The sequence below is a fragment of the Methylobacterium marchantiae genome (genome assembly GCF_042679825.1).
GTDB classification, from domain to species: Bacteria; Pseudomonadota; Alphaproteobacteria; order Rhizobiales; family Beijerinckiaceae; genus Methylobacterium; species Methylobacterium marchantiae.
This window is the reverse complement of the sequence record NZ_JBHTND010000036.1, coordinates 20,136-40,895: the sequence shown is the minus strand read 5'-3', so window position 1 is coordinate 40,895 and position 20,760 is coordinate 20,136. Positions and strand designations below refer to the sequence as shown.

Genomic DNA, 20,760 nt, shown 5'->3' with positions numbered 1-20,760 from the left:
GAGCGTCCGGCCGACGGCCAGAACCGTCAGGCCCGTCCCGACCAGCGCGGCGATGCCCGTCCCGCACGCCAGGGCGAGCGCTCGCGCGGCGGCGGTGGCGGCAATGCCGCCGGGGAAGGCCGCGCCATCGGCTGGCTCGACCGCTTCCCGCGTTCCTGATCCGCTCACCCTCGTTTCGATCGCATCGACGCCGCCCCGGTTCCGCCGGGCCGGCGTTTTTGCGTTCGATGAACACCGGAGAGGTGGCGCGGGGCATTGTCGAGCCCAAATGTCGCGCCATCTGACAATCCTGCGGCCTTCGCCGCGAGGGAGACGGGACATGCGTTTCGAGCTGTATCGGGATTCCGGTGGCGAATGGCGCTGGCGCCTCAGGGTCACGAACGGGAACGTCATCGCCGATTCGGGCGAGGGCTATGCCCGGCGCGAGGATTGCGAGCGCGGCATCGCCCTGGTGAAGGGCTCGGCCGAGGCCAGCATCGTCGACATGACCCTCAAGATCGCCTGACCGGGCTCGCCCGGCAAGCCCTCGGAGATCGGTCGTTAAGCGTAACGGTAGAGCGCGTGAAACGCTTTGCAGGGATCGTGCGTTTGCGTGTCGGTCGCCCACGCATTCGGATGCGTGCGGCCCCATCGACACCGTCGCTCGATCACCCGAGGAGTCATGAACGTGCTGAGGAAACTCCTGCTGGCCGCGCTGCTGGCCCTGGGCTTCGCCGCCCTTGCACCGCAGGGCGCGTCGGCCGCGCCCATCGGTCCGGTCCCCGCCCTTCAGAGCGAGGCCGCACCGGCCGTCGCCGAGAAGGCCCAGTACTATTACCGCCGCCGCTTCTACCCGCGGCCCTACTACCGCCGTCCGTTTTACCGTCGCCCGTATTTCGCGCCGCGTCCGTTCTACCGCCGTCCGTATTACGGCCCGCGTCGGTTCTACGGTCCGCGCCGGTTCTACTACTGAGCCCCTAAGCAGGTTCGCAGAAGCGGTCACCGGTTCTGCGACAAAAACCTGCGACACACCAAGGGCTGAGCAGCGTGAAGCGTGGGCTTGCCGACGCGAACCTGCTTAGCGCCGGTATCTGCCGCGGCCCGGTCGCCCCTTTCGGGGCGGCCGGGCTTTTTCTTGACCTGATGCCGGCTGTCGGCCGATGCAGGAGACCAAGCGGAGCCTCGAATCAATGAAGGCTCTGCGTGACGACGGGTGGAGAGCGGAATGGGCGAGACCAGCGAGCCGCGCGGCGACCTCACCGTGCGCACCATCGCGATGCCGGCCGACACCAACGCCAACGGCGACATCTTCGGCGGCTGGGTGATGTCGCAGATGGACCAGGCGGGCGGCATCGCCGGCGTCGACCGGGCGCAGGGCCGCGTGGTCACGGTGGCGGTCGACGCGATGACCTTCATCCGCCCGGTCCGCGTCGGCGACGTGCTCTGCGTCTATACCAGGGTGGAGGGCGTCGGCCGCACCTCCATGAAGATCCAGGTCGAGGCCTGGGCCCGGCGCTTCCGCACCAAGCTGCGCGAGAAGGTGACCGAGGCGACCTTCACCTTCGTCGCGATCGACGACGAAGGACGCCCGCGCCCGCTCCCCGAGGCGGATGCCGCGCCCGGACAATGAAATTGCGTCGGGGCGGAGGAGGGCTCAGGCGTTCGGCGGCGCTACGCGCTGGCGCAATCCGGTGATCACGGCCTTCAGCATGTCCGACTCGGGCTGGTGGCCGGTCGCCGACCGCACGGTATCGACCCGGTCGTGGACGAAGGCGAGCTTGGCGATCACGGCCGGCGTCAGCTTGAACGGGTAGAGCGCCGGCTGCCCCATGCTCCGGCTCAGGGAATTCACCGCATAGGTCAGCGGCAGCCAGGCGGAGACCAGCCGGTCGAGGTCGGGGGTCTGGTAGGGATCGAAGTCGATCACCACCGGCTCCGGCGCCCGGTTGCGCAGGAGCGGCCGCACGTGCAGCTCGAAGGTGCTCGCCGTCTCCACCGTGTCGACGATGTGGAGGTAATGCGCCCAGGTCTCGGCGAAATCCTCCCAGGGATGGCTGGTGGCGTAGGCGCTGACATAGGATTCCTGCCAGTCCGGCGGGGCGCCCCGGGCGTAGTAGCGCTGCAGGGCGCCGCTGTAATTGGCGCGCTCGTCGCCGAACAGCTCACGGAACGCCCAGATGCTCTGGTCGTAGCGCACCAGCACGTTCCAGAAATAATGCCCGATCTCGTGGCGGAAATGCCCGAGGAGCGTGCGGTAATATTCACCGAACAGCGTCCTGCGGCGCTCGCGCTCCACATCGTCGGCCTCGGCGATGTTCAGGGTGATGAGGCCGCTGCGGTGCCCGGTGAGCACGGGCGGCCCGACGCTGTAGCTCTCCGCCGGGTCGACCAGGAAATCGAAGGCGAGGCCCGTGGCCGGGTTCTCGTCCCGCGTCATCAGGGGCAGGTCGAGGCGCAGCAGCGAATAGAACAGCCTGTGCTTGGCCGCCTCGATCTGGCGCCAGCGCGTCAGGTTCCAGCCCAGCGTCAGGTCCGGCACCACCCGGTTGTGCCGGCAGGAGGTACAGTAGCGGTCGGGGCTGTCCTCCGGCACGAGCCAGTTGCAGGCGCTGAAATCCGCATTCGCGCAGAAGCGGTATTTCCGGCCCGGATCGGCATAGGCGTGCCAGACCGGCCCCGACGGTTCGAGCGCCGACATCTCGTGGGAGGCGCAGACATAGCCGAGCCGCCGCTGGCAGCTCTCGCATTGCGTGCTCTCGAAGCTCACCGGCTCGTCGCAGGCCTGGCACTGGAAGATCTTCATCGAGCGCGCAGGCCCGTCGGATGCGGATCCGCGAGGGTCGGTTCCGCGCATGAGGGCGCAGGACGGCGACGCCCCGCGGCACGATGCATGGAATTTGCTTCGTCCCCGGTGACGGGCCGCATCGCCACGCCGTATGTCTGAATTGCCAGGGCCAATCTCGTCACGCGATGAACGTCTTCACCTCCCATCGCCCGGCCGGGCGACGCCGCTGTAGACTAGCACCGAATTCGACTGCCGTCGGTGGCGTTCCCAGCCTATGGTCATTCGGCCTCAAAACGCCGATGACAGCCGAGGAGCGCCACGGCGATGCGCCCCGGCTTCCCGCCGCCGGCGCGCGTTCCCCGCGCGCCCGGCACCATGTCTGAACCAGCGGGAGTCCCCGTGTCCATCAAAGCCGCCCTGCACCACGTCACCCATTACAAGTACGACAGGCCGATCCAGCTCGGGCCGCAGGTGATCCGCCTGCGCCCGGCGCCGCATACGCGCTCGTCCGTGCCGGCCTATTCCCTGAAGGTGCTGCCGGAGAACCACTTCATCAACTGGCAGCAGGACCCGAACGGGAACTGGCTCGCCAGGCTGGTCTTCCCCGAGCGGACCACCGAGCTGAAGATCGAGGTCGATCTCACCGCCGAGATGGCGGTGATCAACCCGTTCGACTTCTTCGTCGAGGATTACGCCCAGACCCGCGGCTTCGCCTACGAGAGCGACCTGACGGCGGAGCTCAAGCCCTACCTCGTCACCGACGATGCCATGGGTCCGGAGATCGACGCGCTCCTGGAGCGGCTGCCGGCCGAGACCAACACGGTGCTGTTCCTCGTGGCGCTCAACGCCATGATCGCCTCCGAGATCACCTACGGCGTGCGGATGGAGCCGGGCGTCCAGACGCCGGCGGAGACGCTGACCCTCAAGAGCGGGTCGTGCCGCGATTCCGCGTGGCTCCTCGTCCAGGTGCTGCGCCGCATCGGTCTCGCCGCGCGGTTCGTATCCGGCTACCTGATCCAGCTCATTCCCGACACGACGGCGGTGGACGGCCCGGCCGGCACCTCCACGGACTTCACCGACCTGCATGCCTGGGCCGAGGTCTATCTGCCGGGCGCCGGCTGGATCGGCCTCGACGCCACCTCCGGCCTCCTCTGCGGCGAGGGCCACATCCCGCTCGCCGCGACCCCGCATTACCAGTCGGCCGCCCCGATCTCCGGCCTCGCCGAGCCGGCGCAGGTCGAGTTCGGCTTCGAGATGACGGTGACCCGCGTGGCGGAAGCCCCGCGCATCACCAAGCCCTTCTCCGAAGAGGTCTGGGCGAGGATGGATGCCCTCGGCGAGCGGATCGACGTCGATCTTACCGAGCAGGACGTGCGCCTGACCATGGGCGGCGAGCCGACCTTCGTCTCCATCGACGATTTCGAATCCGCCGAATGGAACGCCGCCGCCGTGGGGCCGACCAAGCGCGGCCTCGCCGACAAGCTCATCCGCCGCCTGCGCACCCGCTTCGCGCCGGGGGGGATGCTGCATTACGGCCAGGGCAAGTGGTATCCGGGCGAGAGCCTGCCGCGCTGGGCCTTTGCCCTGTACTGGCGCCGGGACGGCAAGCCGATCTGGAGCAATGCCGATCTCGTCGCCGCCGAGGACGGGCCGCGCGACGCCAATGCCACCAAGGCGAAGGCGCTGATCGACGGCGTGGCCCGGCGCCTCGGCCTCGATTCCTACGTGTTCCCCGCCTTCGAGGACCCGATCTACTGGCAGGAGAAGCGGGACGAACTGCCCATCAACGTCACCACCTCGGACGCCAAGCTCCCGAACCCGGAGACCAACGCCCGCATCGCGCGGGTCTTCGAGCGCGGCCTCGGCGAGCCCGCCGGCTACGCCCTGCCGCTGGCTAGCCTGCCTCTCGGCAGGGACGATCCCGACGACCGCCGCTGGATCTCGGAACTCTGGCAGTTCCGCCGGGAACACGCCTTCCTGACGCCGGGCGATTCACCGGTGGGCTATCGCCTGCCCCTGAGCTCGCTGCCCTACGTGCCGCCCGAGCACTATCCCTATTACCAGCCGCAGGACCCGCTGGAGGAGCGCGGAGCGCTTCCCGAAGGCCATCCCGGCACGAAGACCGCGAACGGGTCCGGCGTCACCGGCGTCGCCGTGCGCACGGCCCTCGCGGTGGAGCCGCGGGACGGGGTGCTGCGGGTGTTCATGCCGCCGCTGCAGCGGGTGGACGAATATCTCGAACTGCTCGGCCATCTCGAGATCGTCGCCGCCGAGCTGAAGCAGCCCCTGCATATCGAGGGCTACGAGCCGCCCTACGATGCGCGCCTCAACGTCATCAAGGTCACGCCCGATCCCGGCGTGATCGAGGTGAACGTGCATCCCGCGACCTCCTGGCGCGAGGCCGTCACCATCACCTCCGAGCTCTACGAGGATGCCCGCCAGATCCGCCTCGGCGCGCAGAAGTTCATGACCGACGGGCGCCATACCGGCACCGGGGGCGGCAACCACGTGGTCCTCGGCGGCGCGACGCCCAACGATTCGCCGTTCCTGCGCCGTCCGGACCTGCTGAAGAGCCTCGTGCTCTACTGGCAGCGCCACCCCTCGCTGTCCTACCTATTCGCCGGCCTCTATATCGGCCCGACGAGCCAGGCGCCGCGCATGGACGAGGCCCGGCACGACGGGCTCTACGAGCTCGAGATCGCCCTGGCGCAGGTGCCCAAGCCCGACGAGCCCAACATCCCGCGCTGGCTGGTGGACCGGATCTTCCGCAACATCCTCGTCGACGTGACCGGCAACACCCACCGGGCCGAGATCTGCATCGACAAGCTCTACTCGCCGGACGGACCCACCGGCCGCCTCGGCCTGCTGGAGTTCCGCTCCTTCGAGATGCCGCCGGACCCGCGCATGAGCCTCGCCCAGCAATTGCTGCTGCGGGCCATCGTGGCCTGGGCCTGGCGCGAACCGCAGGAAGGCGGCTGTGTCCGTTGGGGCACGGGCCTCCACGATCGCTTCATGCTGCCTCACTTCCTCTGGACGGACTTCCTCGGAGTTCTGGAAGACCTCCGCGCGGCAGGCTACGATTTCGATCCGGCGGCCTTCCAGGCGCAGTACGAGTTCCGCTTCCCCGTCTTCGGGACGGTGGAGCAGGGCGGCGTCAGGATGGAACTGCGGCAGGCATTGGAGCCTTGGCACGTGCTGGGCGAAGAGGGGTCGATCGGTGGCACGGTGCGGTACGTGGACAGCTCGGTGGAGCGTCTGCAGGTCAAGGTCGAGGGCTTCGTCCCCGGCCGCCACATCATCAGCTGCAACGGCCGGCGCCTGCCGATGACGAGCACCGGCACGGCCGGCGAGGCGGTGGCGGGCCTGCGCTTCAAGGCGTGGCAGCCGGCCTCGTCGATGCACCCGACGATTCCCGCGCATTCGCCCCTCACCATCGACATCCTCGATGCGTGGAGCGGACGCTCGCTCGGCGGCTGCCGCTACCATGTCAGCCATCCCGGCGGCCGCAACTACGAGACCTTCCCGGTGAACACCTACGAGGCCGAGGGGCGTCGTCTCGCGCGCTTCCAGGCCCATGGCCACACCCCGGGCAAGGTCGAGATGCCGGTGGAGGAGATCAGCCGCGAGTTCCCGCTGACCCTCGACCTCAGGACGCCCGCGCCCAAATGACCGATCTGGCCGAGGCGCATGCCGGAGGTTTGGCGACGCGTCTCGCGCGCTGGACCTCGGACTACCAGCCTCGGCCGGGCATCCCGGACGAGTTCGCCGGGGCAGGGGGCACGCGTCGCGGTGCGTGGCCGCGCCTCCTCGACAGGCTCGGGACCCTCAGCGGAACCGAGATCACCACCCGTTTCGCCTCGGCCGAACGGCATATCCGCGACACCGGCATCTCCTACCGGATCTACGGCGACCAGCGCGAACATGCCTGGCCGCTGAGTTCCCTGCCCCTGGTGATCGAGAGCGCCGAGTGGCGGGCGCTCAGCGCCGGCATCGTCCAGCGCGCCGGATTGATGGAATCCATCGTCTCCGACATCTACGGCGACGGCCGGATGGTGTCGGAAGGCGTGCTGCCCGCGGCCCTGGTGGCCGGGAGCCCTGAATTCCTGCGTCCGCTCTCGGGGGTGAAGCCCCCCGGCGGGCGCTGGCTCAAGCTCTACGCCGCCGATATCGGCCGGGGCCCCGACGGGCGCTGGCGCGTCCTGGCCGACAGGACGCAGGCGCCCTCCGGACCCGGCTACGCGCTGGAGAACCGGATGGTGCTCACCCGCGCCTTCCCGGACCTTTATGCCGATCTCCACGTGGAGCGCCTCGCCCCGTTCTTCCAGGCTTTCCGCGACGGTCTGGTCATGGGCGCGCAGCGCAGCGACCCGCGCATCGGCCTGCTCACTTCCGGCCCCCTGAGTTCGACCTATGTCGAGCAGGCGGCTTTGGCGCGCTATCTCGGCCTGCTTCTCGTCGAGGGCGACGACCTCGTGATGCAGGACGGCGCGCTCCACGTGCGCACCGTCGCCGGGCTGAAGCGCACCGACGTGCTGTGGCGGCGCATCGATTCCGACTATGTCGACCCGCTCGAGCTGAACCCGGCCTCGCGCCTCGGGATCTCCGGGGTGCTGGACGCCCTGCGCAACGGCAGCCTCGTCATGGGCAACATGCCCGGCACCGGCATCCTCGAATCGGGGGCGCTCGCCGCCTACCTGCCGCGCATCGCCCGCTATTTTCTCGGCACCGATCTCGCTCTCGAAGGGCCGAAGAGCTGGTGGTGCGGCGACCCCGATTCCCTCGCCCATATCCGCGACGACCTCGACGGCATGACCCTGCGTCCGGTGGCGACGCCGACCAAGGGCATGGGGCGCGACGCCATCCTCGGGCCGCACGCGATCGGCGCCGAGCGCGACCGCGTCCTGGCGGCCCTGCGCGACCGGCCGTTCGACTACGTCGCCCAGGAACAGGCGCCGCTCTCGACCATGCCGGGCTGGGAGCGCGACCCCGAGGGAATGCGCCTCGTGCCGCGTCCCTTCGTCCTGCGCGTCTTCGCGGCGGCGACCCCGGAGGGCTGGCGGGTCATGCCCGGCGGCTTCTGCCGCATCTCCGAGCGCCCCGACGTCGACCCGATCGAGATGCGGGCGGGCATCAAGTCGGCCGATGTCTGGGTGCTGTCGGACGGTCCGGTGGAGCCGGTCTCGCTGATGCAGCAGGGCGCGTCCCGCGTCCGCCGCATCGCCGGGCACCTGCCGTCGCGGGCGGCCGACAGCCTGTTCTGGTTCGGCCGCTACGTGGAGCGGGCGGAGGCGGTGATCCGCCTCGTCATCGCCCATCTCGGCAGCGTCGGCAACGCCGTAATCGCCGACATGGCCGGCGCGGAGACCGCGCCGACGGCCCTGCGCATCCGCGCGCTCCTCGACGAATGGGGCGCCATCGAAGCGCCGGACCTGCCGACGGCGAAGCTCGCCCAGGAGGCGCTCGGCGGCCGCGACACCTACGGCTCGGCGCTCTCCCACAGCCTGTCGGCGCGCCACAACGCGGCCTCCCTGCGCGAGCGACTGTCCAGCGAGGCCTGGCGCGTCCTCGCCGACCTGAAGGACCTCCTCGACCTCGACGATGCGAAGGAACTCGCGGAAGCGCAGCTCCTCGGCCTGGCAGAGCGGGCGTTGAGCCACATCGCCGCCCTGGCCGGCCTCGCCCAGGAGAACATGAACCGCACCGCGGGCTGGCACTTCGTCGATCTCGGCCGCCGCATCGAGCGGGCGATCAACACCTGCTCCTTCGCCGCCAGCTTCGCCGGGGACGAGGCGACGGCCGAGGATCTCGGCGTCATGCTGTCGCTCTGCGATTCGCACGTCTCCTTCGGCGCGCGCTACATGCAGGGCGTGGCGATCGACCCGGTGCGCGACATGGTCCTGCTCGATCCGTTCAACCCGCGCTCCGTCGCCTTCCAGATCGATGCGATCTGCCGGCACCTCGCCGACCTGCCCGCCCTGCGGGTGGACGGCCTGCCCGAGGCGCAATTGCGCCTCGCCCAGAAGCTCGCGGGAGAGATCACCACGGGCGAGGCCTCCGACTTCGACGGCGCCGCCGTGGCCCGTCTCGAGAACGCCTTCGAGGGCCTCGCCGACGCGATCGTCACCCGCTACTTCCCCAACGGCCCGCACGCCATGCGACCGCAGAAGCTGGTGGGTCTCGCGTGATCTATACGCTGCGCCACCTCACCACCTACCGCTACGGCAAGCCCGTCCGCTTCGCCCGCTGCTCCCTGCGGCTGCAGCCGCGGGACGGGGAGGGGCAGAGCGTGCTGTCGAGCGAGTTGACCATCTCGCCGACGCCGCGGACCCGCACGGTGCGGCGCGATTATTTCGGCCTCGACGTGGTGTCGTTCCTGATCGACACGCCGCACAGCGAATTGCGGGTCGAGGCGCTGTCGCGGGTCGCGGTGGAGCGCCCGCCGCTTCCCCCGGCGGAATCCGGCCCGGCCTGGGAGAGTGTGCGCGATACGGCGCTCACGGGCCGGTCGATGGCGCCCGACGCCCCCGTCCATTTCATGTTCCCGAGCGTCCGGGTTCCCCTCGACCCGGACGTGACCGACTATGCCCGCCGGAGCTTCACGCCTGGCCGCAGCGCCTATGGCGGTGCCGTCGACCTGATGCGGCGCATCCGCACCGACTTCAAATTCGACGCGAAGGCCACCGACGTCCACACCCCCCTCGCCAAGGCTTTCTCGCTCAGGGCGGGGGTGTGCCAGGACTTCGCCCATATCATGATCGCCGGCCTTCGCGGGCTCGGCCTGCCGGCCGCCTATGTCAGCGGCTACATCCGCACCATCCCGCCCGCCGGACGGCCGCGCCTCCGGGGCGCCGATGCCAGCCATGCCTGGGTCTCGGTCTGGTGCGGGGAGAGCTGGATCGGCCTCGATCCCACCAACAATATCGGCGCCTGCGACGACCACATCGTCGTGGCGCGCGGGCGCGACTACACCGATGTCTCGCCCATCGACGGCGTCGTCTCGTCCTCCGGCCCGCAGAAGCTCAAGGTCGAGGTCGACGTGATCCCCGACGGCGAGGCCATGCCGGAGGACGCTGTCGCCGGGTCGGAAGCGGAGACGGCCTGATCTCGAGGGCCGGCCTCCTTCGACTCCTACGCCACCGACCGCTTTTCCACGATCGTGGTCTCGACGATCGTGTCCGGTCCGTAGAGCCAGCGCGCCATGGCACCCGCCAGGACGGCACCGAGGATCGGCGCCAGCCAGAACAGCCAGAGCTGACCCACCGCCTCGGCGCCCGCGAACAGGGCCGGGCCGGTGCTGCGCGCCGGGTTCACCGAGGTGTTGGTGATCGGGATCGAGATCAGGTGGATCAGCACCAGGGCGAAGCCGATGGGTATGCCGGCGAACCCGGTGGCCGCCCCCTTCGAGGTCGTCCCGATGATGATGAACAGGAAGAAAAAGGTCGCGAGGCACTCCACCAGGAAGCAGGAGAGCAATCCGTACTTGCCGGGGCTGAGGGCGCCGTAGCCGTTCGAGGCGAAGCCGCCCGGCACCCATCCGGCCTTGCCGGAAGCGATCAGGTAGAGCACGCCCGCGCCGAACACGGCCCCGACGACCTGCGCGACCACATAGGGAATGACGTGATGGTCGGCGCAGCGGCCGGCGGACCACAGGCCGAGGGTGACGGCCGGGTTGAAGTGACCGCCCGAAATGTGCCCCACCGCATAAGCCATGGTCAGGACCGTCAGCCCGAAGGCGAAGGCCACGCCGAGAAAGCCGATGCCGAGCTCGGGATAGGCCGCGGAGATGACGGCCGCGCCGCAGCCTCCGAAGGTGAGCCAGAATGTTCCGAAAAATTCAGCCGCCGATCGCCGGATCGTATCATTGGTCATGACAGCCTCTGCCCGAATGCAGAGGCAGGATCTTTCGGTATTCGCGACCGGAGAATCACTGTTCTGCTTGATGTTCGCGCATCGAAGCTAGGTTTGCGCCGGGCCCTTGGCAATCGTCAATCGACGATCATAGGGTGCCGGACTCATGTCTATGTAGAAAACCGACACCGTCATTTCGGGGCGCCGAAGGCGAGCCCGGAATCCGGAATGACCGAGGAGGTCTTCGACTCTTCGGCTCCCGGTCTGTCGACCCGACGTCACAGCCCTGGCCTCCCGGCCCGCGTCATGGACTTGCCCTGCCGACATCGCTATGGGCGGCGACGGTCGACGGGACGGCCGATGGGAGGACCGGAACGTGGTCGAGACAAAGCCGGTCGAGGCACATGCCGCCGCGCGCGAGGCGATCCTCGCCTTCATCGCCGGCCGCAATCCCGGCCTCGCGCCGGGAGCGGTGACCGACGCGACCTCCCTCGTCACCAGCGACGCCCTCGATTCCATCGGCGTGCTCGACCTGATGATGGAGCTCGGCGACCAGTTCGGTTTCGACATCGAGGAGGATGCGTTCGAGCTCGCGCATTTCGAGAGCGTCGACGCCCTGGCCGCCTTCGTCGAGGCCAAGCGGGTCCGGGCACGGCCCTAGGCCGATGCCGGCACCCGCCTTGCTGCACGACCTGATCGACGGGCCAGCCTGCGCCTCCGAGCGGACGGCGATCGTCGCCGGCACCGGGCGGCTGACCTATGGGGAGCTGCGGGCCGAGGTGGAGGCGCTCGCGGGCCGGTTGCGAGACGAGGGCGCCGGGTCCGGCGACCGGATCGCGATCCTGCTGCCGAAATCCCTGGCCGAATGCGTGGCGATCTTCGCCATCAGCCGGATCGGGGCGGTGTTCGTGCCGATCCATCCGAGCCTGCGCCCGCGTCAGGTCCGGCATATCCTGACCGATTGCGGCGCGACGCTCCTCGTCACCGACGCGACCCTGCTCGCCCCCCTCGACCTCGCCACTATCGACCCTCCCCCGCTACAATCCCCGCTCATCGTCCGGCTGAATCCGGAGTCCGCCACCCCGCCGCCGGCCGGCCTCGCCGCGATCCTCTACACGTCCGGCTCTACCGGGATGCCGAAGGGCGTGATGCTGAGCCACGCCAATCTCCTCGCCGGCACCCGGATCGTGCGCCGCTATCTCGCGATCACGGCGGAGGACCGCATCCTGTCGGTCCTGCCGTTCTCGTTCGATTACGGCCTCAACCAGTTGCTCACCAGCGTCGAGCAGGGCGCCTGCCTCGTCCTGCTCGATTTCCGCTTCGGCGACGAGGTGGTGCGGGCCGTCGAGACGCACGGGATCACCGGGCTCGCCGGCGTCCCGACCCTCTGGACCCTGCTGACCCGGGCGGCACCGCGGCTCGCGAAGGCCGATCTCTCCAGCCTGCGCTATCTCACCAATTCCGGCGGCGTGGTGCCGCAGGAGACCGTGGCGCGCCTGCGCCAGGCTCTGCCGCACACCGACATCGTGCTGATGTACGGCCTCACCGAGGCCTTCCGCTCCACCTACCTGCCTCCGGGCGAGATCGATGCGCGGCCGGGCTCCATGGGCCGCGCCATCCCGGAGACCGAGATCTTCGCCGTGACGGCGGAGGGCCGCCGGACGCGGCCCGGCGAGCCCGGCATCCTGCACCATCGCGGCCCCACCGTGTCCCTCGGCTACTGGAACCGGCCCGAGGAGACCGACCGCGTCCTGGTGCCCGATCCGCGCTTCCCGGAGGACGACGTCCTCGTCTGCCGCTCGGGCGACCTCGTGGTGGAGGACGAGGACGGCTATTTCCGCTTCCTCGGCCGCGAGGACGCGATGATCAAGAGCGCGGGGTTCCGCGTCAGCCCCACCGAGGTCGAGGAGGCGCTGATGGAGACCGGCGCGTTCCGGGCTGTGGCGGTCATCGGCCTGGCCGATGCCGGCCTCGGCCAGCGCATCCATGCCGTGGCGGTGCCGGCGGAGGGCGGAGCCGCCCCGCAGGAGGCGCTGCAGGCGGTGCGCCTGACGCTTGCCCCCCATATGGTGCCGCGCGCCGTCGAATCCGTCCCGGTCCTGCCGACGACGCCCAACGGCAAGATCGACTACAAACGCCTCGTGGCGGAACGGACCAGCTATGTCTGACACGGCCGGCGAAAGCCTCGCGGATCGCCTCGTCGCGGCGAATTTTGCGCGGTGCGACGGCGTGCTCCATGTGAGCGGCCTCGATCTCCGCGGCCTCGCCGAGACCTACGGCACGCCGTTCTTCGTCTACGATGCCGACCTGTTCCGACGCGCCTATCGCGACCTCGCCCAAGCCGTCGAAGGCTTCGCGGTGGTGGATTACTCGGTGAAGGCCAACCCGGTCCCCGCCATCATCCGCGTCTTCCGCGACGAGGGGGCGGGGGCCGAGATCGCCTCCGGCTCGGAATTCGCCGCGTCCTGGGCGGCCGGCATCGAGCCGCGCCACATCCTGTTCGCCGGGCCGGGCAAGAGCGACCTCGACATCGAGGCCACCGTCGCCGGCGGGATCGGCGAGATCCATCTGGAAAACAGCGAGGAGATGGCGCGCGTGGCCGAGGCCGCCGGGCGCCACGGCGTCGTCCAGCGGGTGGCGATCCGGATCAATCCGGGGCCCGACGCGCAGGGCGGCGCCATGCGGATGGGCGGCAAGCCCTCGCCCTTCGGCTTCGACGAGGAGGAGCTCGAGGCCATCGTCGATGCGGTGGAGGCCGAGCCGCGCCTCCGGCTTTCCGGCATCCACCTCTTCGCCGGTACGCAGGGGCTCGCTGCCGCGACCCTCCTGTCGCAATGGGCCTACGGCCTGTCCCTGGCCGAGCGGGTCGCCGGCCGGATCGCGCGGCCCCTGGAGACGGTGGATCTCGGCGGCGGTCTCGGCATCCCCTACTTCTCCGGCGACACGGCCCTCGACCTCGGCGCCATCCGCGCCGGCATGCCGGCGCTCATCGCCCGCGTGGCCTCCGATCCGCGCCTCGCGACGGCGCGGATCGTCCTCGAACCCGGTCGGTTCCTCGCCGGCCCCGCGGGCCTCTACGTGGCGAAGGTGAGGGCGGTGAAGCTGTCGCGGGGCAGCCGTTTCGTCATCACCGACGGCGGCATGCACCACCATCTCGCCGCCTCGGGCAATCTCGGCCAGGTGGTCAAGCGCGACTATCCCGTCACCGCCGTGGTGGACCGGGGCGGGCCGCGCTCGCCCTGCGCCGTGGTCGGCCCGCTCTGCACCCCCCTCGACATGCTCGCCCGCGCCACGCCGCTGCCCGACCTCGCGGCCGGCGATCTCGTCGCCGTGCTGCAATCGGGCGCCTACGCGCTGACGGCCAGTCCCACCGGCTTCCTCGGCCATCCCCGCCCCGCGGAGATCCTGGTGGATGGCGGAACGGCGCGCGAGATCGGCCCCGCTGGGTGGTAGGCGGGCTGACGATCCGGCGGGAGCGGGCGAGCGGGATCGGTGACAATTGTGGTATCAGGCAGCGCGCTTACCGAGCATGCATGAAGAGCTACAGCGACGGCTAGGCCTGCACCCACCAAGCCGAACCGTTCTTCTCCCGGCTGCGTCGCGCTGAGATGAGCGTTCGCACCGCATCAGTGGCGCGTACTTCGGCGCCTACGCTGGGGAGATGGCTTGGCGTGAGGATCACCGTCGCAGGAGCAACGGTGTCCAGTACCTATTGGCGACGAACGCGGCTCTCATTCACCCGGTTTCGCGCCAGTGGAAGGGGTATTGGCAGCGGGCGGCGTTTTTGTCGCCGGTTGATCGCTAGCTGCAGGCGGAGGCTTGGCTTCCTGCGGTTCTTTAGCCAGAGGCGATCCGGATGTTGGTGTCCTCTTGAACACCGTATCTAAGATACGCTCGCTGACCGTCGCGCCGAACCAGGGAGCAAAAACCGAAGCATATAGTCCTGCTACAAATGGAAAGAGGAAAATACCGATAATAAAAGCATAAATCAAAAACTGGTTTTTCTGTCCCTCCAGTTTGCCTACGCTTTTCTCAAGCTCGATTATTCGTGCAGAAAGTGCGAAAGGCGATGGATATGTTCCGTGAAGACGATCAGCCCAATCACGAGGGATAGAATCGTACCCAGTTTTTATGCTGCTTCCCGTTCCACGAAAGTCACTAATCCAAAATCTAAAGAGGGGCTGCCCCCTAAAAATACTGATTGGTGTTGGCCCAGCATTAAAAACAGTAAATATAAGTTTGCCTTCATACCCAGCGTCGACATGGAAACCAGATATGTTTACTAATCCTTTGAGCTTTACGCCCGTTGCTGCGTTGATGAAGCCAATAATGTCTGTGGTTAAAAAGACCTTTTCTTCAGTAATCAAATAGGCAAATTGGCCAGGTAAAAGTTTTAAAACGCCGCCTTGGCATATTTCTCGGTACGCGTCTTCAGAGCCGCTCTCAGAATATCCAGAAGATACAATCGCTTCTCCACCAAGCGTAAGCTTATATGCTCCATCAGATAGATTTTTTGGGTCAAACCCTGAGACATATTGATGAGTGGCACTCGCTGCAATCCAGCTTTCGTTTGCCCAAAAAGCCATGCTCGCTTCTACTCCGCAATGTAAAATTGCCTTTCGGCAAGCATCTTGCGCCGAGCCGCCAATTCAACCGAAATATTTATATTCAGGTCGAAGGAATAGCCGATTGCCCATTGCAGGATATCTACATTTGCCTTCTTAGCTATTCCTACAAATTCTTCCAAGTGATCGATTTTTTCACATGCATCAGCAAAACGACCAGAGGCATCAGCAAAAGGGCGCAATATATCTTTTTGCGCAGTCTGATAGGTAGGAATTGCTGACACGGCATCAAGCCGTTGATGAAGTGTATTGGCAGCACTCAAGCTCACAAGAACGGTGTCAACGACCGTTCTTGTCACAGATTTTTCCTCTTCAGAACCACGGGCGAGCCGTCCCACGTATTTGCAAAAATGCAATCCGTAATGCTTCAACCTATCGTTCTTATGAAGGCTTAAAATATCGCAGTGGTTGCGTCTGTCATGCCGAAATTGCTCTTTTTGCATTTCGAGAACGTCAGCCGAAGAAAGCACGGAACCCTCCCGCCGAATCGCCATCACAGGGCACCTGCATAACGCGCCAAATCGCTATGTGGGCCTTATGGCGGACTTTGAGGTGTGGATAAGGCGAGGGATGGAGGGGGGCTTGCGGCCTACTGTTGCCTGGATGACGCTTCCCAGACAACCGGTACGGTGTCAGCCCGCACGTAGAGAGGATGTTTCGGCGAACCGTTTTGATTGATGGATAAAACGCGCAGATCGCAGCCGGTCGAGCGTATCAGTGTTTCAACCTGCTTGATTCGCTCCTTGGCCATGGAGCGATGTGAGGCTGGTGGATTCACAGCTCCCCATGCCGCTACCATGAAGCCGCCACTCCCGACGCATTCCGCTGACGCAGACAAAATGTGCTCATCACATTCCGGGCCGACTGGGTCAGCCATAAGCCAGAGATCTGAAGGCTTTGTCGCACAACCGGCCCAAGGGTTGACGTAGATTAATCGCGACCCACCCCACGCGGTGACGAAACCAACGCCGCGCCGAGATGTCGGGTCGTCCTTGTCCGCACACGCCGTGCTCGGATTATGCAGACAAAATCCTATTGTGGGTCCACCTAGCATGTCGATGTGGCGGTCAAGCCGGTACCGATAAGCTCCGCATGGCGAGAAAACCGCGCTCCTCATCACTCTTTCACTGCCTCCTCACGCGCCAAAGGACGTTTCCTCGTACATCATTGGATTGCGCTATGGTCCCGCCTTCTTTTAGCAGGCGAAGCGCCTTAGATGCGCGCCTCGTGTGAGCCGTCATGAGCCCCCGGTCCCGCGCATCATGCCCTGACAGCGACAAGACGGACTGTGCCACCTCCCGGCTCGTCATTGGCCCTGTAGCGTCCCCAAGCGTGTCGAGGATGCCCCGGGTTAGTTCGGCCCGCCCGAACAAAGCTTTGCACTTCTGGCAAGGCATGGCGGTATCTTGATCATCCTCGTAGCCGAGCTTTTTCAGCACGCGGTCTATCGCCGCCGTCTCGTTCTCGATCTCCGCCATCCGGTCACGGAGCCGCATGGCCTCGCCGTACAAATTGGCTCGCTTGGTGAGCAGACCGGAGGCGGTACGTTCGAACGTGTCGATGCGAGAGCGGCGGATCGCATCATTCACCCGCGCATTCCAGCCGTAATCAATGCGAACGATGCGCGATAGCCCGCGTGAGCTTGCCACCTGAACCCTCAAATCCGTGCGAGTTTCGCAACGGAGCCGAAACGCCCGCCACCTAGCCTGCCCCGCGTTTCCAGGCGACGCGGGAGCCGAACGAGTGGGACGCGGCCTCGCCGTCAGGCGAAAATCGACGAAGCTCGAACTCCTCCAGCACATCGCCGCCTGCACCAGGGCCGGTCAGGACGGTCTGTCGCCCCTGATGACGAGCGACGACTACGCCCGCGACCATGTCCTGCTGATCTGCGAATCGCTTCAGCTCGGCCTGACCCGGCTGTTCCGGAACCCCGAAGGATACGGCTACGAGTTGCGCATCACCCGCGCCGGCCGGCTCCTCGCGGCGGGCGAGATCGAAGCGGCGGCCACCGCCCTCGACAGGGGCGGAAGCCGCACACGCCTAGCCGGCGAACCGCCGGAAGGCATCCTCGGCACGCTGCTGTCTCCCGGCGGCAAGGGCCTCTCCCTCTACGGCAGTGCCGCCCGGCACCATGCGCCGGAGATGATCCGCGGCGTGGCGACCGGGCATCTCTCCGTGGCGGATGGGTTCATCCATGCCGCCGGGACCACCCTCTCGCGATCACCGGAAACCGCCCGCGATCCGGGTTCTGGAGCCCTGGAATCCCGCACCGAAGGCGCCGCGATCCGGTCATTTCCGACCAGCCGATCCGCCCGAAATATCGCCGTGCGCAAGCCGTGAAAAGCGGGGGACGGGAGCCCGCGGGGGACCGCGCCTTGGCGCTCTTTCGTCAGCCCTGGCGTTCCGTGAAGGCGCGGAAGGCTTCGAGCGTTTCGGCGCTGACATGGTGCTCGATCCCCTCCGCATCGCGCCGCGCGGTCTCGGCGCTGACCCCCAGCGCGCAGAGGAAATGCTCGACGATGCGGTGGCGCTCGCGGCTCTGGACGGCGAGCATGCGGCCGCTCTCGGTGAGGAAGACGCCGCGATAGGGACGCTGCTGCACGAGCCCGTCCTCGGCCAGGCGCTTCAGCATCTTGGCCACGGTGGGCTGGGCGACGCCCAGGCGCGCGGCGATGTCCACCTGCCGCGCCTCGCCGCCATCGCCGATGAGGTCGGCGATCAGCTCGACGTAATCCTCCACGAGTTCGAGGCGGCGTGCCTCCCGGGCCTGCCGGAAGCTCTCCACATGGACGTCCGGATCGACAAGCGGAACGTCGGGCGCGGATCGCGACGAATCCTGCATGATGCCGGGCAATCCTTGCTTCACCGATGTGCCGGACACGGACCATCCGGTGCCCCGAGCCCGTGTTTAACCAAGGCCGGCGCCGGAGGGGAGCCCTAAACCGGGCCGTGTCCCGCCCTCGCGCAGATGAGCGACGAACTCGCGGGCGAAAATCGGCAGCCCTTCGAGGGACCGCAGGCAGATGGTGAGGTCGCGCGCCGCCCAGGGGTCGAGAAGCGGAACGATGTCGAGTCCCATGGAGCGCGCGGCGCGACGGGCCGTCGTCTCGGGCACGATTCCGAGCCCGACGCCGCATTCCACAAGCCGGCACACGGCGTCAAAGCCGCGCAGCTGAACCCTCAGACGCATGGGCGGCCGCCCGGTGCGCATGGCCTTGTCGGCGAGGAAACGGGTGATGGCGCTCGCCCTGTCGAGGCCGACGAGGTCGTAATCCAGGACCTCGGCGAAGGGCACGCCCTCGAGCGCACCCAGCGGATGTCCGGCAGGCAACACCGCCACGAACCGGTCCTGGCGGAACGGGTGAGTTTCCAAGGTTCCGGTATCCACCGTGCCGGAGACGATGCCGAGGTCGGCCGCGCCTTCCGCGACGAGACCGACGATCTCGTCGGAGGTCCGCTCGACGATATCGACGCTGACGCCGGTGTGCAGAGCGAGATAGGCGCTCAGCGCCTCCGGTAGGAATTCGGTGAGCGCATGGGTGTTCGACAGCACCTTAATCTGGCCGATCGCGCCGCCGGAATAGGCGGCAAGATCCCCCTGCATCCGCTCAACTCCCTCCAGCAACGTACGGGCATGGGCGAGGAGCGCGCGACCGGCCGGTGTGAGAAGCACACCCTGCCGGCTTCGGCTAAGAAGTGCTGCTCCGAGAGAGACTTCCATTGCCCGGATCCGGCTCGATGCGGCGGCCAATGCCAAGTTGGCCCGCGCTGCACCGTGGGTGATCGATCCGGCTTCGGCCACGTGCCGGAACAGGCCAAGATCGACAAGATCGAACCGCATCATTGATGAAGCATCGCGGCTGACGGCATCATCCTAAAGACATCCTTAACCCTGTGGCGCGATGGTCCTCCCCATGGTGGTTCGTCGTCGCGTCCGTTCAGTTCTCATGCCGCTCGGCCTCTACGCCGTGTCCGCGCTCGTGGTCGGCTATTTTGTGCATCAGGCTGAGAGCGGCAACCGTGGCCTCGAAGCCAAGCGCGCTCTCAAGATCCAGGCCTACGGCTTGAACCAGGAACTCGCCACTGCCAAAGCGGACAGGGCAGTCTGGGAGCACCGGGTGGCACTTCTGCGCAGCGAACAGATCGATCGCGACCTCTTGGAAGAACGCGCTCGCGTGGTGCTCGGCCGGGTTCATGCGAACGATGTGGTCATCATCAATCCCTGATCGTGTTTTCCAGACTTTTCTTCCTGACAACTCAGCCGATCTGTCGACGGGACGGCCTCGCTTTCCTCAAAACCCTGTCCTAGAACCGGTTTTAGAAAAGCCGTTCACGGGAGGAAAGCCGATGGATGCCGCCAACGAAGCGGGTCAGGCGAAAGCCGATTCGGCGAAAGGTTTGGCTCAGTTGGGAACAGTGTCCGGTGACGCACCGACGCATGCTCCCGCACCGAACACGCCTCAGTTCACGCGGGAAGAAGACCTCCACGCCTATCATGAGATGCTGCTGATCCGACGTTTCGAGGAGAAGGCGGGCCAGCTCTACGGTATGGGTCTGATCGGCGGGTTCTGCCACCTCTATATCGGCCAGGAAGCTGTCGTCATCGGTATGCAGATGGCCTCAGTCGAGGGCGACCAGACCATCACCGGATACCGCGACCACGGCCACATGCTCGCCTGCGGCATGGACCCTAAGGGCGTGATGGCCGAGCTGACTGGTCGGCGCGGCGGGTATTCCCGCGGCAAGGGCGGCTCGATGCACATGTTCTCCAAGGAGAAGCAGTTCTTCGGCGGCCACGGCATCGTCGGCGCACAAGTCTCGCTCGGCACCGGCCTCGGTTTTGCCGATGCCTACAAGAAGAACGGCAAAGTCAGCCTTACCTATATGGGCGACGGCGCGGCCAACCAAGGCCAAGTCTACGAAAGCTTCAACATGGCTCAGCTGTGGAAGCTGCCCGTGGTCTACGTGATCGAGAACAACCGCTATGCCATGGGCACGTCGGTGGCCCGCGCCTCGGCGCAGACGGATTTCTCAAAGCGCGGCATCTCCTTCGGCATCCCAGGCGAGCAGGTGGACGGCATGGACGTCCGCACCGTCCGCGAGGCGGCGAGCCGCGCGGTGGAGCATGCCCGCTCCGGCCAGGGCCCCTACATCCTCGAGATGCAGACCTACCGCTATCGCGGCCACTCGATGTCCGATCCGGCGAAGTATCGGACCAAGGACGAGGTCTCTAAGATGCGCGACGAGCACGACCCGATCGAGATGGTGCGCAAGCGCCTGATCGAGATGCACGGAGTGCCGGAAGCCGACCTCAAGGCCACGGATGCCAAGGTCCGCGAGACCGTCAACGACGCGGCCGAGTTCGCCACGCACGATCCCGAGCCGGATCCGTCCGAGCTCTGGACCGACATCCTGCTGGAAGCCCGCGCTTAAGGCCAACCTCGCGACGCTCCCCCATACGGGACATCTCCCGTGCCATGACGGCACGGGGAGAGCCGCAGCGAGGGACCGAGAAGCCGCCGC

Annotated in this window: 20 protein-coding genes and 1 pseudogene; 13 read left to right on the top strand and 8 right to left on the bottom strand. The window is 66.9% G+C overall.

The features are described 5' to 3' along the window. The first annotated feature begins 319 nt into the window (after positions 1-319). The 3 genes from ACFQ4G_RS19355 (at position 320) to ACFQ4G_RS19345 (ending at position 1,609) form a co-directional block, all read left to right on the top strand. Positions 320-505, top strand: a complete 186-nt coding sequence (locus tag ACFQ4G_RS19355) for a YegP family protein (RefSeq protein ID WP_238205037.1) — start codon at positions 320-322, stop codon at positions 503-505. Between the two features lie 162 nt (positions 506-667). Next, positions 668-952 (top strand): hypothetical protein, encoded by a 285-nt coding sequence (locus ACFQ4G_RS19350; protein WP_238205038.1) that lies wholly within the window; start codon positions 668-670, stop codon positions 950-952. A gap of 252 nt (positions 953-1,204) precedes the next feature. Continuing rightward, a complete protein-coding gene (locus ACFQ4G_RS19345; protein ID WP_238205039.1) occupies positions 1,205-1,609 on the top strand; it encodes an acyl-CoA thioesterase in 405 nt (134 codons plus the stop codon). Positions 1,610-1,633: 24 nt separating this feature from the next. Here the strand turns inward: ACFQ4G_RS19345 and ACFQ4G_RS19340 are convergent, their stop codons facing one another. Further along, positions 1,634-2,782: a zinc-binding metallopeptidase family protein gene (locus tag ACFQ4G_RS19340; RefSeq protein WP_238205040.1), complete on the bottom strand. Its 1,149-nt coding sequence runs from the start codon at positions 2,780-2,782 to the stop codon at positions 1,634-1,636. Between the two features lie 381 nt (positions 2,783-3,163). Here ACFQ4G_RS19340 and ACFQ4G_RS19335 point away from each other — a divergent pair, with 381 nt between their 5' ends. From ACFQ4G_RS19335 to ACFQ4G_RS19325, 3 genes are read left to right on the top strand one after another with little or no spacing between them, the layout of a single operon-like run. Further along, on the top strand, positions 3,164-6,433 hold the full coding sequence (locus ACFQ4G_RS19335) for a transglutaminase family protein (RefSeq protein WP_238205041.1): 3,270 nt from the start codon (positions 3,164-3,166) through the stop codon (positions 6,431-6,433). Further along, positions 6,430-8,949, top strand: coding sequence for a circularly permuted type 2 ATP-grasp protein (locus tag ACFQ4G_RS19330; protein ID WP_238205042.1), 2,520 nt, complete (start codon positions 6,430-6,432; stop codon positions 8,947-8,949). The genes ACFQ4G_RS19335 and ACFQ4G_RS19330 overlap by 4 nt, the downstream gene beginning before the upstream one ends. Next, positions 8,946-9,866 carry a transglutaminase family protein gene (locus ACFQ4G_RS19325; RefSeq protein WP_238205043.1) on the top strand — a complete coding sequence of 307 codons (921 nt, stop codon included), beginning with the start codon at positions 8,946-8,948 and terminating at the stop codon, positions 9,864-9,866. Before ACFQ4G_RS19330 ends, ACFQ4G_RS19325 begins: the two co-directional genes overlap by 4 nt. 26 nt (positions 9,867-9,892) lie before the next feature. On the opposite strand, the gene aqpZ is transcribed toward ACFQ4G_RS19325, so the two are convergent. Beyond that, a complete protein-coding gene (gene aqpZ, locus ACFQ4G_RS19320) occupies positions 9,893-10,633 on the bottom strand; it encodes an aquaporin Z (RefSeq protein WP_238205044.1) in 741 nt (246 codons plus the stop codon). A gap of 355 nt (positions 10,634-10,988) precedes the next feature. Here aqpZ and ACFQ4G_RS19315 point away from each other — a divergent pair, with 355 nt between their 5' ends. The 4 genes and pseudogenes from ACFQ4G_RS19315 to ACFQ4G_RS19300 form a co-directional block, all read left to right on the top strand. Beyond that, a complete protein-coding gene (locus ACFQ4G_RS19315) occupies positions 10,989-11,273 on the top strand; it encodes an acyl carrier protein (protein ID WP_238205045.1) in 285 nt (94 codons plus the stop codon). Between the two features lie 4 nt (positions 11,274-11,277). After that, positions 11,278-12,780 (top strand): AMP-binding protein, encoded by a 1,503-nt coding sequence (locus ACFQ4G_RS19310; protein ID WP_238205046.1) that lies wholly within the window; start codon positions 11,278-11,280, stop codon positions 12,778-12,780. Then, the gene (locus ACFQ4G_RS19305) at positions 12,773-14,065 is read left to right on the top strand and encodes a type III PLP-dependent enzyme (RefSeq protein WP_238205048.1); all 1,293 of its coding nucleotides are present in this window, start codon (positions 12,773-12,775) and stop codon (positions 14,063-14,065) included. The genes ACFQ4G_RS19310 and ACFQ4G_RS19305 overlap by 8 nt, the downstream gene beginning before the upstream one ends. An 83-nt stretch (positions 14,066-14,148) precedes the next feature. Further along, positions 14,149-14,417: pseudogene (locus ACFQ4G_RS19300) on the top strand (transposase); the annotation flags it as partial. Here ACFQ4G_RS19300 and ACFQ4G_RS19295 read toward each other — a convergent pair. The 4 genes from ACFQ4G_RS19295 to ACFQ4G_RS19280 form a co-directional block, all read right to left on the bottom strand. Beyond that, entirely contained in the window at positions 14,344-15,198 is an 855-nt protein-coding gene (locus ACFQ4G_RS19295) for a dCTP deaminase domain-containing protein (protein WP_238205050.1), read from the bottom strand. The pseudogene ACFQ4G_RS19300 and the gene ACFQ4G_RS19295 sit on opposite strands and share 74 nt — an antisense overlap. A gap of 8 nt (positions 15,199-15,206) precedes the next feature. Beyond that, positions 15,207-15,731, bottom strand: coding sequence for a hypothetical protein (locus ACFQ4G_RS19290; protein WP_238205051.1), 525 nt, complete (start codon positions 15,729-15,731; stop codon positions 15,207-15,209). A 95-nt stretch (positions 15,732-15,826) separates the two neighbouring features. Then, positions 15,827-16,354 carry a DUF1643 domain-containing protein gene (locus ACFQ4G_RS19285; protein ID WP_379040870.1) on the bottom strand — a complete coding sequence of 176 codons (528 nt, stop codon included), beginning with the start codon at positions 16,352-16,354 and terminating at the stop codon, positions 15,827-15,829. Between the two features lie 7 nt (positions 16,355-16,361). Further along, positions 16,362-16,886: a hypothetical protein gene (locus tag ACFQ4G_RS19280; RefSeq protein ID WP_238205053.1), complete on the bottom strand. Its 525-nt coding sequence runs from the start codon at positions 16,884-16,886 to the stop codon at positions 16,362-16,364. A 94-nt stretch (positions 16,887-16,980) separates the two neighbouring features. Here ACFQ4G_RS19280 and ACFQ4G_RS19275 point away from each other — a divergent pair, with 94 nt between their 5' ends. Beyond that, positions 16,981-17,577, top strand: a complete 597-nt coding sequence (locus tag ACFQ4G_RS19275) for a hypothetical protein (RefSeq protein ID WP_238205055.1) — start codon at positions 16,981-16,983, stop codon at positions 17,575-17,577. Positions 17,578-17,626: 49 nt separating this feature from the next. Here the strand turns inward: ACFQ4G_RS19275 and mntR are convergent, their stop codons facing one another. Next, complete coding sequence (mntR, locus tag ACFQ4G_RS19270) at positions 17,627-18,079, bottom strand: manganese-binding transcriptional regulator MntR (RefSeq protein ID WP_238205092.1); 453 nt, start codon at positions 18,077-18,079, stop codon at positions 17,627-17,629. A gap of 66 nt (positions 18,080-18,145) precedes the next feature. Beyond that, positions 18,146-19,081: a LysR family transcriptional regulator gene (locus ACFQ4G_RS19265; protein ID WP_238205057.1), complete on the bottom strand. Its 936-nt coding sequence runs from the start codon at positions 19,079-19,081 to the stop codon at positions 18,146-18,148. 70 nt (positions 19,082-19,151) lie between these two features. Between ACFQ4G_RS19265 and ACFQ4G_RS19260 the strand changes: the two genes are divergently transcribed. After that, entirely contained in the window at positions 19,152-19,463 is a 312-nt protein-coding gene (locus tag ACFQ4G_RS19260) for an FtsB family cell division protein (protein WP_238205059.1), read from the top strand. A 121-nt stretch (positions 19,464-19,584) separates the two neighbouring features. Next, positions 19,585-20,670, top strand: coding sequence for a pyruvate dehydrogenase (acetyl-transferring) E1 component subunit alpha (gene pdhA, locus ACFQ4G_RS19255; RefSeq protein ID WP_238205061.1), 1,086 nt, complete (start codon positions 19,585-19,587; stop codon positions 20,668-20,670). The last annotated feature ends 90 nt before the right edge of the window (positions 20,671-20,760 follow it).

Bases quoted from the DNA above. Each gene is read 5' to 3' on its own strand.
- ACFQ4G_RS19355 (WP_238205037.1), top strand. From the start codon at position 320: ATGCGTTTCGAGCTGTATCGGGATTCCGGTGGCGAATGGCGCTGGCGC.
- ACFQ4G_RS19345 (WP_238205039.1), top strand. From the start codon at position 1,205: ATGGGCGAGACCAGCGAGCCGCGCGGCGACCTCACCGTGCGCACCATC.
- ACFQ4G_RS19340 (WP_238205040.1), bottom strand. From the start codon at position 2,782: ATGAAGATCTTCCAGTGCCAGGCCTGCGACGAGCCGGTGAGCTTCGAG.
- ACFQ4G_RS19330 (WP_238205042.1), top strand. From the start codon at position 6,430: ATGACCGATCTGGCCGAGGCGCATGCCGGAGGTTTGGCGACGCGTCTC.
- aqpZ (WP_238205044.1), bottom strand. From the start codon at position 10,633: ATGACCAATGATACGATCCGGCGATCGGCGGCTGAATTTTTCGGAACA.
- ACFQ4G_RS19310 (WP_238205046.1), top strand. From the start codon at position 11,278: ATGCCGGCACCCGCCTTGCTGCACGACCTGATCGACGGGCCAGCCTGC.
- ACFQ4G_RS19305 (WP_238205048.1), top strand. From the start codon at position 12,773: ATGTCTGACACGGCCGGCGAAAGCCTCGCGGATCGCCTCGTCGCGGCG.
- ACFQ4G_RS19295 (WP_238205050.1), bottom strand. From the start codon at position 15,198: ATGGCTTTTTGGGCAAACGAAAGCTGGATTGCAGCGAGTGCCACTCAT.
- ACFQ4G_RS19290 (WP_238205051.1), bottom strand. From the start codon at position 15,731: ATGGCGATTCGGCGGGAGGGTTCCGTGCTTTCTTCGGCTGACGTTCTC.
- ACFQ4G_RS19285 (WP_379040870.1), bottom strand. From the start codon at position 16,354: ATGAGGAGCGCGGTTTTCTCGCCATGCGGAGCTTATCGGTACCGGCTT.
- mntR (WP_238205092.1), bottom strand. From the start codon at position 18,079: ATGCAGGATTCGTCGCGATCCGCGCCCGACGTTCCGCTTGTCGATCCG.
- ACFQ4G_RS19265 (WP_238205057.1), bottom strand. From the start codon at position 19,081: ATGATGCGGTTCGATCTTGTCGATCTTGGCCTGTTCCGGCACGTGGCC.
- ACFQ4G_RS19260 (WP_238205059.1), top strand. From the start codon at position 19,152: ATGGTGGTTCGTCGTCGCGTCCGTTCAGTTCTCATGCCGCTCGGCCTC.
- pdhA (WP_238205061.1), top strand. From the start codon at position 19,585: ATGGATGCCGCCAACGAAGCGGGTCAGGCGAAAGCCGATTCGGCGAAA.